Here is a 15955-nt window from a genome sequence, read left to right as displayed (position 1 = left end):
ACCAAGACCATCGCCCGAAAACCGCGACCCGGCCGGGGCCAGATCCCCGGCGTAAAAGGAAAGCCCGGATCGCGCAGAAAGCCCAGAAGGCCCTGGCGCCTAGGCCGGGTTTTCCTCGACGATGACCAGATCCCGCTCGGCCGCGCCCCGGGCATGATCCAGCGCCGCCTGATATTCGGCCGAGTGATAGCAGGCCACCGCATCCTCGAGGCTGGGAAAACGCGCCACGACATTGCGGGCGCGCTCCTTGCCTTCAAGCTGCACATAGCGCGCGCCGCGGGCGAGAAAGACCCCGCCATGCGCGGCGATCGCCGGACCCGCAAGCCGCGCATATTCGCCATAGGCCTCGGGATCCGTCACGTTCACATGGGCGATCCACAGCGCAGTCATGCCTTCTCTCCGATCAGGGTTTCGACGGCAGCAATGGCGCTGTCGGCGGCGGCAAGGCTGGGCGCCCCGCCCTGGGCGCGGTCGGGACGGCCGCCGCCGCCCTTGCCGCCAAGCGCCGCCGTCGCGGTCTGCACCAGTTCGACGGCGCTGATGCGGGTGGTCAGGTCGGGGGTCACCCCCGCCGCCACCGTCGCCTTGCCCTCGGCCTCGGCCAGCACCACCACCGCGCCCGAGCCAAGCCGCGACTTCATCTCGTCGACCAGCGGGCCCAGTTCCTTGCCGCTCACCCCCTCGACCCGGCGGGCGATCAGCTTGATGCCGTTGATCTCGCGCGGCTTGTCCTCGGAGCCGCCGCCCATGGCCAGCTGGCGCTTGAGCTGCGCGACCTCGTTGGCCAGCGCCTTGCGCTCATCGGCCAGGGCGCGGACCTTGTTCACCACGTCGCCGGCCTGCGCCTTGACGATGCCGGCGATCTCATTGAGTTCGCCGTCCACGCGCCGCAGCGCGTCCATCGCCGCCTGGCCGGTCAGCGCCTCGATGCGGCGGATACCGGCGGCCGAGGCGGTTTCCGAGGTCAGGGCGAACATGCCGATATCGCCGGTGCGTGCGACATGGGTGCCGCCGCAAAGCTCCAGCGAATAGGTCTGCCCGCCGGTCCCCTTGCCCGAGCCCGGCAGCTCGCCCATCGAGACCACGCGCACCTCATCGCCATATTTCTCGCCGAACAGCGCCTGCGCCCCCAGGGCGCGGGCGTCGTCGGGGGTCATGATCCGGGTCTCGACCGGGCTGTTCTGGCGGATGAAATCATTCACCTCGCGCTCGACCTGCGCCAGTTCCTCGGGGGTCATCGCCTTGGCATGGCTGAAATCGAAGCGCAGCCGGTCGGGCGCGTTCAGGCTGCCGCGCTGCGCGACATGCTCGCCCAGGGCGCGGCGCAGCGCCTCGTGCAGCAGATGCGTGGCCGAATGGTTGGCGCGGATGGCGCTGCGGCGGTCGTGATCGACGGAAAGCTGCGCACCCTGGCCGCGCTGGATGGAGCCCAGCGTCACCTCGGCGACATGGATGAAGACGCCGCCGACCTTTTTCGTATCGGTCACCCGCGCGGCACCCGTCTCGGTCTTGATCAGCCCGGTATCGCCGACCTGACCGCCGGATTCGGCATAGAAAGGCGTCTGGTTCACGACGATCTGCACCGCCTGCCCCTCGCCCGCCTCCTCGACGGCACCGCCGTCCTGCACCAGCGCCAGGATCTGGCCCTCGCTGATCTCGGTATCATAGCCCAGGAACTCGGTCGCGCCATGCTCTTCGGCGATGTCGAACCAGATCGCGGCATCCTTGGTCTCGCCCGAACCGGCCCAGGCGGCGCGAGCCTTGGCCTTCTGCTCGGCCATCGCCGAATCGAAACCGGCCGTATCGACCGCGCGGCCCTTTTCGCGCAGCGCGTCCTGGGTCAGGTCCAGCGGGAAGCCATAGGTATCGTAGAGCTTGAAAGCCGCCTCGCCCGGCAGGTTCGCCCCCTTGGGCAGCTTTGCCAGTTCCTCGTCCAGCAGCCGCAAGCCGCGATCCAGCGTCTGCTTGAAGCGGGTCTCTTCCAGCTTCAGCGTCTCCTCGATCAGCGCCTGGGCGCGGCCAAGCTCGGGATAGGCAGCTCCCATCTCGCGCACCAGCGCCGGGACCAGGCGGTGCATCACCGGATCCTTGGCGCCCAGCATATGCGCGTGCCGCATGGCGCGGCGCATGATGCGGCGCAGAACATAGCCCCGACCCTCGTTCGAGGGCATCACCCCATCCGCGATCAGGAAGCTGGTCGAGCGCAGGTGATCGGCGATGACGCGATGATGCACCTTGCCGGGACCGTCCGGGTCGGCGCTGGTCGCATGGGCGCTGGCCTCGATCAGGCTGCGCATCAGATCGGTGTCGTAATTGTCGTGCTTGCCCTGCAACAGCGCGCCGATCCGCTCCAGCCCCATGCCGGTGTCGATCGACTGCATGTCCAGCGCCCGCATCGAGCCGTCTTCGAACTGCTCGTTCTGCATGAAGACCAGGTTCCAGATCTCGATGAAGCGGTCTCCGTCCTCCTCGGCCGAGCCGGGCGGGCCGCCCCAGATCTGCTCGCCATGGTCATAAAAGATCTCGGTGCAGGGGCCGCAGGGACCGGTCGGGCCCATCTGCCAGAAATTGTCGCTGGTCGGGATGCGGATGATGCGGTCGTCGGAAAGCCCCGCCACCTTCTTCCAGATGTTCGCCGCCTCGTCATCGGTGTGATAGACCGTGACCAGCAGCTTGTCCCTGGGGATGCCGAAATCCTTGGTCAGCAGTTCCCAGGCAAAGGGGATCGCGCCGTCCTTGAAATAATCGCCGAAGCTGAAGTTACCCAGCATCTCGAAGAATGTATGGTGGCGCGCAGTATAGCCGACATTGTCGAGGTCGTTGTGCTTGCCGCCGGCGCGAACGCATTTCTGCGCGGTGGTGGCGCGCTTGTAGTCGCGGGTCTCGACCCCGGTGAACAGGTTCTTGAACTGCACCATGCCCGAGTTGGTGAACATCAGGGTCGGGTCGTTTCGCGGCACCAGGGGACTCGACTCGACGACCCTGTGGCCGTTGCGTTCGAAATAGTTCAGGAAGGTCGAGCGGATGTCATTCAAGCTGGGCATATCGGGCCTTCATCGCAAAGCGGTCTTTCCGGCCAGAACCGGTGTGCCGCCCGGTCTAGCCCCAGCCATGGCGGCTGTCCAGCAATCCTGCATGGCCTGGCGCCGGCGGCAGGGTCTTCCTTGTGCAAATATCCTGGGGGAATGCTTCCTGCGCCCCATCCAGGGCGCAGGAAGCGTGGGGGCAAAGCCCCCGTGCTTCGCCTCGAAAACCGGCCCGATCCAGGGTCAATCTTCGGCCATCACCTCGTCGCCGTCGTCCGTGACGCCGAAGTCCAGCCCATGACTGGCGCGGATCTTGTCCTCGATCGCATAGGCCATCTCGGGATGGTCGCGCAGAAACTGCTTGGCATTCTCGCGGCCCTGGCCGATGCGCTCGTCGCCATAGGAATACCAGGATCCGGATTTCTCGACCACGCCGGCCTTGACACCCAGGTCGATCAACTCGCCAACCTTCGAGATGCCTTCGCCATACATGATGTCGAATTCGACTTCGCGGAAGGGCGGCGCGACCTTGTTCTTCACTACCTTGACCCGGGTGGCATTGCCGGTCACCTCGTCCCGGTCCTTGATCGAGCCGGTGCGGCGGATGTCCAGGCGCACCGAGGCATAGAATTTCAGCGCATTGCCGCCCGTCGTCGTCTCGGGGCTGCCAAAGATCACGCCGATCTTCATGCGAATCTGGTTGATGAAGATCACCATGCAGTTCGACCGCCCGATGCTGGCGGTCAGCTTGCGCATCGCCTGGCTCATCAGCCGGGCCTGGCTGCCCATCTGCATGTCGCCCATGTCGCCTTCGATCTCGGATTTCGGCGTCAGCGCCGCCACCGAATCGACCACGACCAGGCTGACCGCGCCCGAGCGCACCAGCGTATCGACGATTTCCAGCGCCTGCTCGCCGGTATCGGGCTGGCTGATCAGCAGTTCGTCCAGGTTGACGCCCAGCCTCTTGGCATATTGCGGGTCCAGCGCGTGCTCGGCGTCAACGAAGGCGCAGACGCCGCCCTTCTTCTGCTCTTCGGCCACGACATGCAGTGTCAGCGTGGTCTTGCCCGAGCTTTCCGGCCCGAAGATCTCGATGATCCGGCCCTTGGGCAGACCGCCGATCCCCAGCGCGATGTCGAGCCCCAGCGAGCCGGTCGAAGTGGCCTCGATCTCGGCCACCGGGTTGTCGGCGCCCAGCTTCATGATCGAGCCCTTGCCGAACTGCCGTTCGATCTGGGCCAGCGCGCTGTCCAGCGCTTTCTGCTTGTCTGCGGATCGCTTGTCGTTCATGTCGAAAAGTGTTGCCCCTGCCATGCGGTCCTCATGCTTATTTCACACCCCGCCATCCGGGGCAATCAGCGCCCGCCCGCCACTTTTGTTCACGGGATGTTCCTATTTGCGCATCCTTGCGCGGAAATGCAAGTCCTGCTTTGCGAATCGGAAGGTCTCTCGCCTTCCTGACCCAGTCTGCCGCAAGAGGATTAAGAAACGGTTTACAGCCTCAGGGCGAGTGGCTATGCCGGCACGCGTGCCGCAATGGCTGAAAGCTTGCAGGAAATGCTGATATTCTGGGAAAGACGACTGGTTTTCTTGGCCACGCCGAAAGCCGGATCCACCGCGGTCGAGACCGCGCTCGAAGCCCTGGCCAATGTCGCCGTCCAGCGCCCGGCCGAACTCAAACACGCCGACCTGCGCACCTATCGCCGCCATATCGAGCCCTGGCTTCATTCCGTCACCGGCGAGAAATTCACCACCATCGCCCTGATGCGCGAGCCGATAGGATGGCTGCGCAGCTGGTACCGCTTTCGCCTGCGCGACGACGAGGAAGATCCGAGCCACGCCATGATCGGGCTCAGCTTCGCTGATTTCGCGCAGGCCTATGCCGATCCCGCCGGGCCCGACATCGCACGCGTCGGCGCCCAGGCGGATTTCCTGACCGCGGAAGCGGATCGCGTCGATCGCATCTTTCGCTACGAGGACATGGATGCCTTCACCCATTTCCTCGAGGATCGACTGGATTGCGCGATCAGCCTGCCCCGCGTCAACGTGCCTCCGGCGGTCGATGTCAGCCTGCAGGCCGAGCAGGAAGGCCTGCTGCGCAAGGTCATGGCGCGCGATTTCGCGCTTTACGATACGCTCTGATCCAGCTGCGCCACCGGTGATCTAGAGCGAATTTGACGAACACCGGGTCGCTTTGAGGATTCACGCGATGAACAATGTCTGATTCACTGCTCCTGTGATTTGCCAGGAGGAGATGATGACGAGGAGCCTAAGACGAGGAGCCTGAGCGGAGACCTTCGCGGTCGGGTAATTGCCGCGATCGAAGATGGGGTTTCGACGCGGGAGGCGGCACGACGCTTCCGCATCGGCATCTCGACGGCCGGGGCCTGGTATCGCCGCTATCGCGAGACCGGCGAGATGGAAGCGCGCAAGCAGGGACAGCCGTCGCGCTCGAAGCTTGATACGCACGCGGCCTTCATTCCGGGCCTCATCGAGAAGACACCGGACATCACTCTTGCTGAGATCGGCGAGCGCGGCGTGCGGGTGGCGCCCTCGACGGTCTGGCTGTTTCTTGACCGGCGCGGCATCACGTTCAAAAAAAGACGGCCAAAAAAAGACGGCGCATGCCTCAGAGCAGCAGCGTCCCGATGTCTTGCGCCGCCGCATAGCCTGGTTCGACGGCCAGCTCGATCTCGATCCCGAGAGGCTCATCTTCATCGATGAGACCGCGGCATCCACGAAGATGGCGCGGCTGCGAGGACGAGCGCCATGTGGCGAGCGATGCCGGGCGCCCATTCCACACGGACATTGGAAGACCACCACCTTTACCGCAGGCCTGCGGCTATCTGGCATGGCGGCACCGATGCTGCTCGATGGGCCAATGAACGGACCAGCCTTCCTCGCCTATGCCGAGCAGGTGCTCGCACCAGAGCTGCGCCCCGGTGACGTCGTGGTCATGGATGTCGTGGTCATGGATAATCTGCCCGCCCACAAGATCAGCGGCGTGCGCGACGCCATCGAAAAAGTTGGAGCACGGCTCCTGTTCCGCCCGCCATACTCGCCGGACTTTAACCCCATCGAGATGGCTTTCTCCAAGCTCAAGGCACTGCTCAGAAAGGTCGCTGCCAGAACCGTTGACGATCTCTGGTCAGCCGTCGCCGACTGTCTATCCGCCTTCACCCCCGAGGAATGCCGGAACTACTTCGAGCCCGCCGGATATGACCCGGACTAAGTCGAATCCGCGCTAGGCGCCGCCCTCCAATTGCCGCGTGACCAGCGCGGTCAGATCCGAAAGCGAGAACGGCTTCGCCAGGAAGGCCGCATCCGGCACGGGCGGTCGCCCCTCGGAAAAGATGTCCTCGGCATAGCCCGACATGAAGATGACCTTCGTGCCGGGCCGGTCGCGCAGCGCGGTGCGCACCCAGGCCGGGCCGTCCATGCCCGGCATCACCACGTCGGTCACGAAAACATCGACCACAAGCCGCCGGTCGGCCAGCAGCGACAGGGCATCTTCGGCGCAGGCGGCCTCGAGCACCTCGAAGCCCTGCAGCTTCAGCGCCCGGCTGGCAAAGGCGCGCACCGGCGCCTCGTCCTCGACCAGCAGCACCGTCGCCTCGACCTCGCGGCGCGCGCGAATCGGACCGGCGGCCGGGGCCGGCATCTCTTCGGGGATGCCTCGGTCATGGGCCGGGAAGAACAGGGAAAAGCAGCTGCCCTCGCCCGGCGTGCTGTCGCAGAAGATATAGCCGCCGGTCTGCTTCACGATGCCATAGGCGGTGGACAGGCCAAGCCCGGTCCCCTCGCCCGTGCGCTTGGTGGTGAAGAAAGGCTCGAAGATCTTGGCCAGATCGTCGGGGGCAATGCCGCAGCCTTGGTCGCGGACCTGAACGCGGACGTAGTCCCCGGCCGGCAGGGTGGCGCGGCCGAATTCGGTCCTGGCCTCCAGCCGGAGATTGTCGGTGCAGATGGCGATGTCGCCGCCCTCGGGCATGGCATCGCGGGCATTCACCACCAGGTTCATGATCACCTGCTCCAGCTGGCGGCGGTCGGCATGGATCATCCGCAGGGCCGGGTCGTGGTCGAAGGTCAGCACGATCCGTTCGCCCACCAGCCGGTTGAGCAGATGCGTCAGCTCCGAAAGCGTGTCGCGCAGATCCATGATCTGCGGCTTGAGCGTCTGCTTGCGCGAAAACGCCAGAAGTTGCCGGACCAGCGCCGCCGCCCGGTTCGCGTTCTGGCTGATCTGGTCCAGGTCGGCATAATCGGGATCGGCCTTGTCGTGGCGCAGCATCAGCAGGTCGCAATGCCCGGTGATCGCGGTCAGCAGGTTGTTGAAGTCATGGGCAATGCCGCCGGCGAGCTGGCCGATGGCCTGCATCTTCTGGCTTTGCACGAATTGCGCCTCGAGCGTCTTGAGCGCGCTGGCATCGGAAAGCACGGCGGTCACATGTTCGTCCCGGCCGCGCGTCAGCGACAGCTGCACGAAACGGTCTGGGCCCTCGGCCCTGACATGCAGCACCTCGCTGCCGCCGACCGTGCGGCCGGCGCTGACATCCGAGATCCAGCCCGCCAGATCGCGCCCGAGCCCGTCCAGCAATGCGGCCAGGTTCTGGCCCAGAACCGGCCCGCCCAGCAGCTCGCAGGCGGCGGTATTGGCGCGCACGACATTGGCCGCCGGATCGAGGATCAGCAGTGAGACGGGAACCAGGTCGAAATCGTCCCCGTCTGCCCGCGGCGGCGGTGCGGCGGGCTGCGCCGGGCGTTCGGGCGCGGTCGCCTGCCACAGCTGGATGGTCGAACCCGCCCGCCGCGTCACCAGATATTGCCCAGCATCGCCCAGGTCGGCACGCACCTTGCCGCTGCGCGCCAGGCCAAGGCCCAGATCGTTCCAAAGCGTCTTCGGATCGGCATGGCGCCGGCCCAGCGCATCCTGCACATGCCGGCCGACCAGGTCGCCGAGCCGGTCCAGCCCCGCCTGGCTCTGCGCCAGAACCAGGCCGTCCGGACCGACGGCAAAGGCCGGCTGTTCATGGTCCCGCAGGGTGGGCAGCACCTGGTTCAGATCGCGCCGCACCGCCAGCCCGCGCCAGAGATGACGGACCGAGATGGCCCCACCCAGCAGATACCAGGCGGTCACTGCCGCCCCCACCGCCAGGAAGGTCGCGCCCCCCGCGGCCTGCCGGGGCTGCAAGGCCAGCCAAAGCGCCCCGACCACCGCAGGCAGCGTCAGGAAAGGCAGCACGATTTGCGCCGCCCGCAGGGATTCCGCCCGTTCCGAATTCATCCAAGCCCTCGCGACCCGCCTTTTTCCGCTGCATAGCGCATGCGCGTTAACAGAGGGTTAACGGCGGCGCATCAGGGCCAGATAAAAGCCGTCCGAGGCGGAAAGCGGGGAAAAATGCCGCGCCAGGATCTGCTCGAACCGGGGATCGCGGGCCAGAAAACCCTGCACCTGTTCGTCGTTTTCGGCGGCCAAAACCGAGCAGGTCATATAGGCAAGGTGCCCGCCCTCGGCAACGAAACCCGCCGCCTGCTCCAGGATCAGGGCCTGCCGGCTTGCAAGCCGATCCAGATCGTCGCGGGTCAGGCGCCATTTGGCATCCGGGCTGCGCCGCCAGGTTCCGCTGCCCGAACAGGGTACGTCCGCGACGACCGTGTCAAAGCGGCCCGCCACCTGGCCTGGCGCCGCCAGACGGATGCGCACCCCCGCCCGTTCGGCGCGCGCCGGCAGATCGGCCATGCGCGCCAAGTCGATGTCATGCGCGACCACCGGGCTCGCGCCCCGCGCCGCCAGCGCCAGCGCCTTGCCGCCGCCGCCGGCGCAGAAATCCAGCACGCTGCCCCGCGCCGGCAGCGCCGCGCAGGCCATCTGCGGCGACAGATCCTGCAATTCGACCAGCCCTTCGCGATAGGCGCGGCTGGGGGCCAAGCGCCGGGCGCCTTCGGCGATGCGCAGCGCGGTGGGCAGATCGGGATGGGGCACGGTCACGATGCCCTCACCGGCCAGCGCGGCGGCGGCGCGGGCAGGATCGGCGCGGCGCAGGTTGACCCGCAGCCAGACCGGCGCACGGTCGCGCATGGCCAGCGCCACCGCCTCGGCATCCGGGCCAAGCGCCTGGCGCCACAGCGGCAAGAGCCAGCCGGGCAGGTCCAGCGCCTCGTCCGGCATCGGCGCGCGTCCCGCGGCGCGCTCGGTATCCGAAAGCGGCGGCGGCGCATGGCCCTCGCCGGTGAAAAGCGCCTCCGGGTCGAGCCCCTCTTCGCGGCACATGCCAAGCAGCAGCCCGCGCCCGGACAGCGCCCCGCCCAGGGCAGCACGCGACCGCAGCCGGCGCAAGGCGTCGAAGACCAGATCCCGCACCGCCGCGCGGTCGCCCGAGCCGGCAAAGCGGCTGGCGCGCGCCCAGCGGATCAGCGCCGCCTCGGCGGCCTGCCCGTCGAGGATGCGGTCGAGGATGGCGATGGCCGCGGCGGCACGGGCGGCGGGCGTCATGTCAGGCAGCGTCCCAGGCGCGGCGGATGGCGGATGGCGGATGGCGGATGGCGGATGGCGGATGGCGGATGGCGGATGGCGGATGGCGTCCAGAAAAGCCGCCGACCGGGCTTTGTCAATCCCGTCCGGCCAGCATCCCCGGCCGCCAGAGCGAAGCCCTTTCGCCTTCAGCCCCTGCCAGACGGATCGAGATCATCGGTTCACCCCCAGCCGCCAGCGGCGAGCGTCCCGCGGCCAGCACCGCCAGCGAACCGGGCCGCCCCGTCACATCGCTGCCGAGGGGTGCGCCCAGCAGCATCACCCGCTCGCGCAGCCGGCTGCGTCGGGCGGTGCCGATCGCGGCGAAGCTGTTATAGGTCTCGGGCGAAACCGCCAGGCCCGCATATCCCTGTTCGCGCAGCATCTGAAGCAGCGTATCGAAACGGGCCAGGTAGCGCTGCGCATGGGCCGGGGTGCGGGAATGGAACGCCCCCGCCGCCTGCCGCCAATCACCGGTCTCGTCATGCAGCTGGCGCAGGAAGCGGGCGGCATAGCGGGCATTTTCCAGCGGATCGAACATCTGCGCCACCGACGAGAAATGCCCGCCGTGCCAGCGATAGTTCAGCTGGAAGCAGCCGATGTCGAGATTGGTGCGCCCCTGGGACAGCCGATCCTGGGCAAAGGCGACGGCGCTGGCGGGATCGTCGAACCAGGTGCCCTCGCCCTCGGCATTGGCGCTCCAGGCCCAGGGGCGCACGATCCCGTCCAGCCGGCGCCCGGTCTCGGTCAGGGTCAGCGCAGCCAGGATGTCGGCGGGCACCCCGCTTTCCGCGGCCGCCTGCTGCGCGGCCCATTCGCAAACCTCGGCCGAGGGCAGCGCCAGCGCGCGGATAGGCGCCAGGACCAGCGCCAGAGCATATAGGATTGCAACAAGACGGAACATGAAACGGCCACAGACAAGGACTCTCTGGCCGTCTCTAGCGCAGGGCGGTTAAGATTCGGTAAGCGGGGCCCGTGGCCGGCCCCGCCGCAGGCCGGATCAGCCCAGCCGGTAGTTCGGGCTTTCGCGGGTGATCTGCACGTCGTGGACGTGGCTTTCCTTCAGCCCGGCGCCGGTGATGCGCACGAACTGGCAGCCGCCGCGCATCTCGGCCACGGTGGCGTTGCCGGTATAGCCCATGGCGGCGCGCAGGCCGCCGACAAGCTGGTGGATCACCGCGGCGGCCGAGCCCTTGTAGGGCACCTGGCCCTCGATCCCCTCGGGGACCAGCTTGTCGCTGGCCGCGTCCTTCTGGAAATAGCGGTCGGCCGAACCCCGCGCCATGGCACCCAGCGAGCCCATGCCGCGATAGGATTTGAAGCTGCGGCCCTGGTACAGGATCACCTCGCCGGGGCTTTCGTCGGTGCCGGCGATGGCCGAGCCGACCATGGCGCAGGACGCCCCCGCCGCGATGGCCTTGGCGAAATCGCCCGAAAACTTGATGCCGCCATCGGCGATGACCGGAACGTCGCCGGCGCCGCGCGCCGCATCCATGATCGCGGTCAGCTGCGGCACACCCACGCCCGCGACGATGCGGGTGGTGCAGATCGATCCGGGCCCGATGCCGACCTTGATCGCATCGGCGCCGGCATCGACCAGCGCGCGGGCGGCCTCGGCCGTCGCCACGTTGCCGGCGATGACCTGCACCGCGTTCGAATGCGCCTTGATGCGGGAAACGGCGCGGGCCACGCCCTCGGAATGGCCATGCGCGGTGTCGATCACCACCAGGTCCACGCCCGCCTCGATCAGCGCCAGGCTGCGCTCATAGCCCTCGTCGCCCACGGTCGAGGCGGCGGCGACGCGCAGCCGGCCCAACTCGTCCTTGCAGGCCAGGGGGTTCAGCACTGATTTCTCGGTATCCTTCAGCGTCAGCAGGCCGGTCAGCTTGCCCTCGGCATTGGTGATCAGCAGCTTCTCGATCCGGCGCGCCTTCATCAGGTCGATGGCCTCGGCCCGGTCGGCGGGCTCGCGCAGGATGGCAAGGTTCTCGGCCGTCATCACCGCCCGCACCGGCATGTCGTCGCTGTTGGCAAAGCGCATGTCGCGGTTGGTGATGATGCCGACCACGCGGCCGGCCGCGTCCACCACCGGAAAGCCGGTGACGTTGTAACGCTCTTGCAGGGCCTTGGCGTCGGCGATGGTCTGGTCCGGGGTCAGGGTGATCGGGTCGTAGACGATGCCCGATTCGAAACGCTTGACCCGGCGGACCTCGTCGGCCTGCTGCTCGGCGGTCAGGTTGCGGTGGATCACGCCGATGCCGCCGGCCTGTGCCATGGCGATGGCCATGCGGCTTTCGGTGACGGTATCCATGGCGCTGGAGAGCAGCGGAATGTTCATGCGGATCTGCTTGGTGACATAGGTCGTCACGTCGGCGGTCGAGGGCATCACCGAGGACGCCGCAGGAACGAGGAGAACATCGTCGAAGGTCAAAGCCTCACGAATCTGCATGGGAGCATCCTTGTCAGGGGTTCGTTTGGCAGTTTCCCATTTCACGCGCCGGCCGGATTGTCCAGCCCGTCAGGCGATGGCCGCGTTGGTTTTCATCGCCAGCCCGCCGCTGGCCCAGGCACGCCAGACCCGGAACAGGATCGGCAGCACCACCAGGCTGGCCGCGACCAGCAGGATCTGCGCCGGCAGCGCCCAGCCCGGCGCAAAGCCCGAGACCGCGGTCCACAACCCCGCCGTCGCCGCCAGCGGAAAGGTGAAGGCACCCCAGAGCGGCGAGAACCCCGCCTCGACCAGCCAGCGCAGGCGCAGGGCGGTCAGGACCAGCGCCGCGGCCGCGGCCCAGGCCAGGACCAGCGCCACCTGCTGCCAGGCAAGCGCGGCGGCGACATTGCCCAGCATGGCGATGGGGGCCAGGTGGATCATCAGCAGCGGGCGCAGGGGCGCCGGCAGCCGCTCGGTCAGCGCCTGATACAGGCTGGCGGCCCAGACGAAGCCGGCCGTCGCCGCCATCGGCCACCACAGCGCCTGGGCCAGCGCCGTCCAGCCGAAGCCGGCGGCCGCCTGCGCGGCGACGATGGGGCCGACGAAGGTCAGCTGCCAGACCGGCGTCACCCGCCCCTGCCCCGGCGTGCGGGCCATGACCGGGATCGCCACCGCCCAGAAGGCCAGCTGCGCCGCCATGCCGGCGACCAGCACCCCCTGGGCCAAGGCCGGCGCAAAGGGGGCAAGCAGCTGCGCCGCGACATAGATGCCGACCAGCGCCGCCGCGATGCCGGCGCGGCCGGGCAGGACGCGCAATTCCTCGACCAGCACGCTGGGGCGGCGGATCAACTTGCTGCCATAGGCGAGGACCGCAAAGCCCCAACCCGCGATCACCATGCCCACCATCATCCCCGATAGCCCCGGCGGCAGGCCGAAGCGCGCCGTCGCCCCGCGCCAGGCCAGGGCAAGCCCCAGCGCGCCCAGCAGCGGCGGAAAGATCGCGGGCGGAACCCGGCGCCAGAGGCCGGGCGGGTTGAGCCGGGGTGGGGCAAAGCGCATGACGGACCTCCTTGATCCTTCATGTCATAGCGTTGCCGGCAGGCCACGCCAGAGCGGCCGGATGCGTCAGAACGCCGCGTTACCGGGCGGGGGCGATTGACGCAAGCAGGCAGGCTGCCGCAGGTTGAACCAAGGGGTTCGACACGAACCTGGCTAGGGAGGAAAACCATGAAAAGGATCGTCACCGGCATCGGCGCCCTGCTGGCAAGCGCCGCGCCCGTTCTGGCCGGCGGGATCGAGCGCGCGCCGCAATCGCTGGCGCCGCTGTTCGAAAGCGGGAATTACCTGGAGTTGAGCTTCGGCGGGGTGAACCCGGACGTGTCCGGGCGGGATCTGGCGGTCTATGGCGGCGCCCCAACAGGCGATGTGGCGCAAGGCTATGGCTTCTTCGGTCTGGCCTACAAGCACCAGTTCAACGAGAACCTGTCCGGCGCGCTGATCGTCGAACAACCCTTCGGTGCCGACGTCCTCTATCCCACGGCGAATTCGCCGGTGCTGGGTGGCACGCGGGTCGAGGTCAACTCGACCACCTATACCGCATTGCTGCGCTACAAGTTCGACAACAACTTCTCGGTGCACGGCGGTATCCGCGGCTCTCATGCGGATGGCCAGCTCAGCCTGCGCGGCCTTGGCTACAAAGGTCCGCCCCCTGCCGGGGTCTCGGGCTACGACCTGGATATCGACGGCGCCTGGGGCATCGGCTGGGTCGCGGGCGTCGCCTACGAGATGCCCGAGATCGCGGCCCGCGTGTCGCTGACCTACAACTCGCCGATCGAACATGATTTTGATATGAAGGAGAGCTTCTCGGGCACTCCGATCGCCGCGAGCGGCAGCTATGAGGTCAAGACCCCGCGCAGCTGGACGCTGGAGGGTCAGACCGGCATCGCCGCCGACACGCTGCTGTTCGGCTCGATCCGCTGGGTGAAATGGTCCGAGTTCCGGGTGGACAACTTCTTCTTCCCGACGCAGACGGGCGCGGAGCTGGTCGAGGTCGAGGATACCACCACCTACACCATCGGCGTCGGGCGCAAGTTCACCGACAACTGGTCGGGCTCGGTCTCGTTCCTCTATGAACCGAGCGAGGGCGACACGGTTTCGCCGCTGGCCCCGGTGAACGGCCGCAAGGCGGTGACGGTGGCCGCGATCTATACGATGGACAACATCAAGATCACCACCGGCATCAACTACACCAAGCTTGGCAACGCCACGCTGGGCGTGGGACCGAGCGGCAACAAGACGGAAGTCGCCAGGATGGACGACAGCGAGGCTTGGGCGATCGCAATGCGCATCGGCTATTCCTTCTGATCCGTGTCACAAGGACAAGGCCCCGGTTCCGCCGGGGCCTTGTCCATGCGAGCCCGGCTCCTGGCTGGGCGGTTCCATGGGTATTTAAGGAACGAAGAAGCCGGGTGCCGTGCCCTGATCGGCATGATGAGATCCTCGCCATGTCCTGCACGCGCCGCGCCTGGCAGCCCTGGAGCGTGAGAATTTGGGAAACGGTGAAGATCAGCCTTGCAGCGCCTTGACCAGGGCGGTGAAATGCTCGCCGCGTTTCTCGAAGTTGGGGTATTGGTCGAAGCTGGCGGCGGCAGGGGCGAGCAGCACGGTCTCGCCCGGCTGGGCCTCGGCTGCGGCGCGGGCGACGGCCTGCTCCATGGTTTCGGCGATCTCATAGGGGGTCTGGCCGATCTGCAGCGCGAAGTCGCGGGCGGAATGGCCGATCAGATAGGCCTTGGTGACATTGCCGAGGAAGGGGGCCAGCGCCTCGATGCCGCCATCCTTGCCCATGCCGCCGGCGATCCAGCGGATGCGCGGGAAGGCGGCCAGCGCCTTGGCGGCGGCATCGACATTGGTGGCCTTGCTGTCGTTGACCCAGGCCACGCCGCCGATCTCGGCGACTGTCTGGCTGCGATGCGGCAACCCTTCGAAGCTGTGGAAGGCGCGCTCGATCTCGCGCGGCGCGATGCCGACGGCGCGGGCCGCGGCATAGGCGGCGCAGGCGTTCTGGTGGTTGTGCTCGCCCGGCAGGCCCCTGACCTCGCGCAAGTCGATCGCGGCGACCTGGCGGCCCTTGCGGTATTCCGAAAGGAAGCCCTTGCGGGCAAAGACCGACCAGCCGAAACGGTCGAGCTTCTGCCCCGAGGAGATGCGGATCACCCGGTCGTCCGAAGCGGCCATGGCGAGCTGGCCGGCAAGATAGCGGCCCTCGGGCTCGTCGACGCCGATCACGGCGCGGTCTGGTCCGCCCTCGGCGAAAAGCCGGCGCTTGGCGGCGAAATAGCCGCCCAGCCCGCCATGGCGGTCGAGATGGTCGGGCGAGAGATTGGTGAACACCGCGACATCGGGGGTCAGGGCGCGGGCGAGGTCGGTCTGGTAGCTGGAAAGCTCCAGCACCACCACCTCGCCGTCATGGGCGGGTTCCAGCGACAAGACGCCGGTGCCGATATTGCCGCCGACCTGGGTCGGGCGGCCAGCCTCCTTCAGGATGTGGTGGATCAGCGCCGTGGTGGTGGACTTGCCGTTCGAGCCCGTGACGGCGATGACGCGCGGGATGGTGTCGAAGCGTTCCCATTCCGCGGTAGCGAAGCTGCGGAAGAACAGGCCGATGTCGTTGTCGACCGGCACGCCGAGCGCATAGGCCGTCGCGATGACCGGATGCGGCTTGGGGTAGAGATGCGGGATGCCGGGGCTGGCAATCAGCGCGGCGATGCCGTCCCAGTTCTGGTCGCGGGTCAGGTCGAGAAGGCGCAGCCCGTCGGCTTGGGCCTGTTCGCGCGTATCGACACCGTCGTCCCAGGCGACGACATGGGCGCCGCCGGCAGCGAGCGCGGCGGCGGTGGCGCGGCCCGAGCGGCCGAGGCCGAGCACGGCGATGGTCTGGTTCTCGACGCCCTGGACCGGGATCATGCTGTTTCCTTCGCTGTGGCA

General features: G+C 67.6%; 12 protein-coding genes. 3 read left to right on the top strand and 9 right to left on the bottom strand.

Features of this window, described 5'->3' with window-relative positions; all coding sequences use genetic code 11:
* Nucleotides 1-99: 99 nt before the first annotated feature.
* From ESD82_RS12505 to recA, 3 genes are all read right to left on the bottom strand, one after another.
* Nucleotides 100-390, bottom strand: coding sequence for a DUF1330 domain-containing protein (locus ESD82_RS12505; RefSeq protein ID WP_024846150.1), 291 nt, complete (start codon nt 388-390; stop codon nt 100-102).
* Nucleotides 387-3044 carry an alanine--tRNA ligase gene (gene alaS / locus ESD82_RS12500; protein WP_028710988.1) on the bottom strand — a complete coding sequence of 886 codons (2658 nt, stop codon included), beginning with the start codon at nt 3042-3044 and terminating at the stop codon, nt 387-389. Before alaS ends, ESD82_RS12505 begins: the two co-directional genes overlap by 4 nt.
* A gap of 225 nt (nt 3045-3269) precedes the next feature.
* Nucleotides 3270-4340, bottom strand: coding sequence for a recombinase RecA (gene recA / locus ESD82_RS12495; RefSeq protein ID WP_024846148.1), 1071 nt, complete (start codon nt 4338-4340; stop codon nt 3270-3272).
* Between the two features lie 243 nt (nt 4341-4583).
* Between recA and ESD82_RS12490 the strand changes: the two genes are divergently transcribed.
* Entirely contained in the window at nt 4584-5168 is a 585-nt protein-coding gene (locus ESD82_RS12490) for a sulfotransferase family 2 domain-containing protein (RefSeq protein ID WP_024846147.1), read from the top strand.
* A gap of 99 nt (nt 5169-5267) precedes the next feature.
* Nucleotides 5268-6258, top strand: a protein-coding gene (locus tag ESD82_RS12485; RefSeq protein ID WP_407672827.1) for an IS630 family transposase whose coding sequence is annotated in 2 segments (ribosomal slippage) — nt 5268-5618 and nt 5620-6258 — 990 coding nt in all. Because the reading frame shifts where the segments join, the coding sequence is not laid out codon by codon here.
* A gap of 12 nt (nt 6259-6270) precedes the next feature.
* On the opposite strand, the gene ESD82_RS12480 is transcribed toward ESD82_RS12485, so the two are convergent.
* From ESD82_RS12480 to ESD82_RS12460, 5 genes are all read right to left on the bottom strand, one after another.
* The gene (locus ESD82_RS12480) at nt 6271-8310 is read right to left on the bottom strand and encodes a PAS domain-containing hybrid sensor histidine kinase/response regulator (RefSeq protein ID WP_147428203.1); all 2040 of its coding nucleotides are present in this window, start codon (nt 8308-8310) and stop codon (nt 6271-6273) included.
* Nucleotides 8311-8367: 57 nt separating this feature from the next.
* Nucleotides 8368-9519, bottom strand: coding sequence for an RsmB/NOP family class I SAM-dependent RNA methyltransferase (locus tag ESD82_RS12475; protein WP_024846194.1), 1152 nt, complete (start codon nt 9517-9519; stop codon nt 8368-8370).
* 115 nt (nt 9520-9634) lie between these two features.
* Entirely contained in the window at nt 9635-10441 is an 807-nt protein-coding gene (locus ESD82_RS12470) for a lysozyme family protein (RefSeq protein ID WP_024842886.1), read from the bottom strand.
* Nucleotides 10442-10537: 96 nt separating this feature from the next.
* Entirely contained in the window at nt 10538-11986 is a 1449-nt protein-coding gene (gene guaB, locus ESD82_RS12465) for an IMP dehydrogenase (protein ID WP_024842887.1), read from the bottom strand.
* 69 nt (nt 11987-12055) lie between these two features.
* Nucleotides 12056-13027 (bottom strand): TDT family transporter, encoded by a 972-nt coding sequence (locus ESD82_RS12460; protein WP_147428204.1) that lies wholly within the window; start codon nt 13025-13027, stop codon nt 12056-12058.
* Between the two features lie 168 nt (nt 13028-13195).
* On the opposite strand from ESD82_RS12460, the gene ESD82_RS12455 reads away from it, so the two are divergent.
* Entirely contained in the window at nt 13196-14332 is a 1137-nt protein-coding gene (locus ESD82_RS12455) for an OmpP1/FadL family transporter (RefSeq protein ID WP_147428205.1), read from the top strand.
* 201 nt (nt 14333-14533) lie between these two features.
* On the opposite strand, the gene murD is transcribed toward ESD82_RS12455, so the two are convergent.
* Nucleotides 14534-15934, bottom strand: coding sequence for a UDP-N-acetylmuramoyl-L-alanine--D-glutamate ligase (gene murD, locus ESD82_RS12450; RefSeq protein WP_147428206.1), 1401 nt, complete (start codon nt 15932-15934; stop codon nt 14534-14536).
* Between the last annotated feature and the right edge of the window lie 21 nt (nt 15935-15955).

The sequence above is a fragment of the Paracoccus pantotrophus genome (assembly GCF_008824185.1).
In the GTDB taxonomy this organism is placed as follows: domain Bacteria; phylum Pseudomonadota; class Alphaproteobacteria; order Rhodobacterales; family Rhodobacteraceae; genus Paracoccus; species Paracoccus pantotrophus.
This window is presented reverse-complemented; position numbering and strand designations above follow the sequence as displayed.

What these genes read in the sequence shown, in the direction of transcription:
- ESD82_RS12505 (WP_024846150.1), bottom strand. Translation starts at nt 390, where the DNA reads ATGACTGCGCTGTGGATCGCCCATGTGAACGTGACGGATCCCGAGGCC.
- alaS (WP_028710988.1), bottom strand. Translation starts at nt 3,044, where the DNA reads ATGCCCAGCTTGAATGACATCCGCTCGACCTTCCTGAACTATTTCGAA.
- recA (WP_024846148.1), bottom strand. Translation starts at nt 4,340, where the DNA reads ATGGCAGGGGCAACACTTTTCGACATGAACGACAAGCGATCCGCAGAC.
- ESD82_RS12490 (WP_024846147.1), top strand. Translation starts at nt 4,584, where the DNA reads ATGCTGATATTCTGGGAAAGACGACTGGTTTTCTTGGCCACGCCGAAA.
- ESD82_RS12480 (WP_147428203.1), bottom strand. Translation starts at nt 8,310, where the DNA reads ATGAATTCGGAACGGGCGGAATCCCTGCGGGCGGCGCAAATCGTGCTG.
- ESD82_RS12475 (WP_024846194.1), bottom strand. Translation starts at nt 9,519, where the DNA reads ATGACGCCCGCCGCCCGTGCCGCCGCGGCCATCGCCATCCTCGACCGC.
- ESD82_RS12470 (WP_024842886.1), bottom strand. Translation starts at nt 10,441, where the DNA reads ATGTTCCGTCTTGTTGCAATCCTATATGCTCTGGCGCTGGTCCTGGCG.
- guaB (WP_024842887.1), bottom strand. Translation starts at nt 11,986, where the DNA reads ATGCAGATTCGTGAGGCTTTGACCTTCGACGATGTTCTCCTCGTTCCT.
- ESD82_RS12460 (WP_147428204.1), bottom strand. Translation starts at nt 13,027, where the DNA reads ATGCGCTTTGCCCCACCCCGGCTCAACCCGCCCGGCCTCTGGCGCCGG.
- ESD82_RS12455 (WP_147428205.1), top strand. Translation starts at nt 13,196, where the DNA reads ATGAAAAGGATCGTCACCGGCATCGGCGCCCTGCTGGCAAGCGCCGCG.
- murD (WP_147428206.1), bottom strand. Translation starts at nt 15,934, where the DNA reads ATGATCCCGGTCCAGGGCGTCGAGAACCAGACCATCGCCGTGCTCGGC.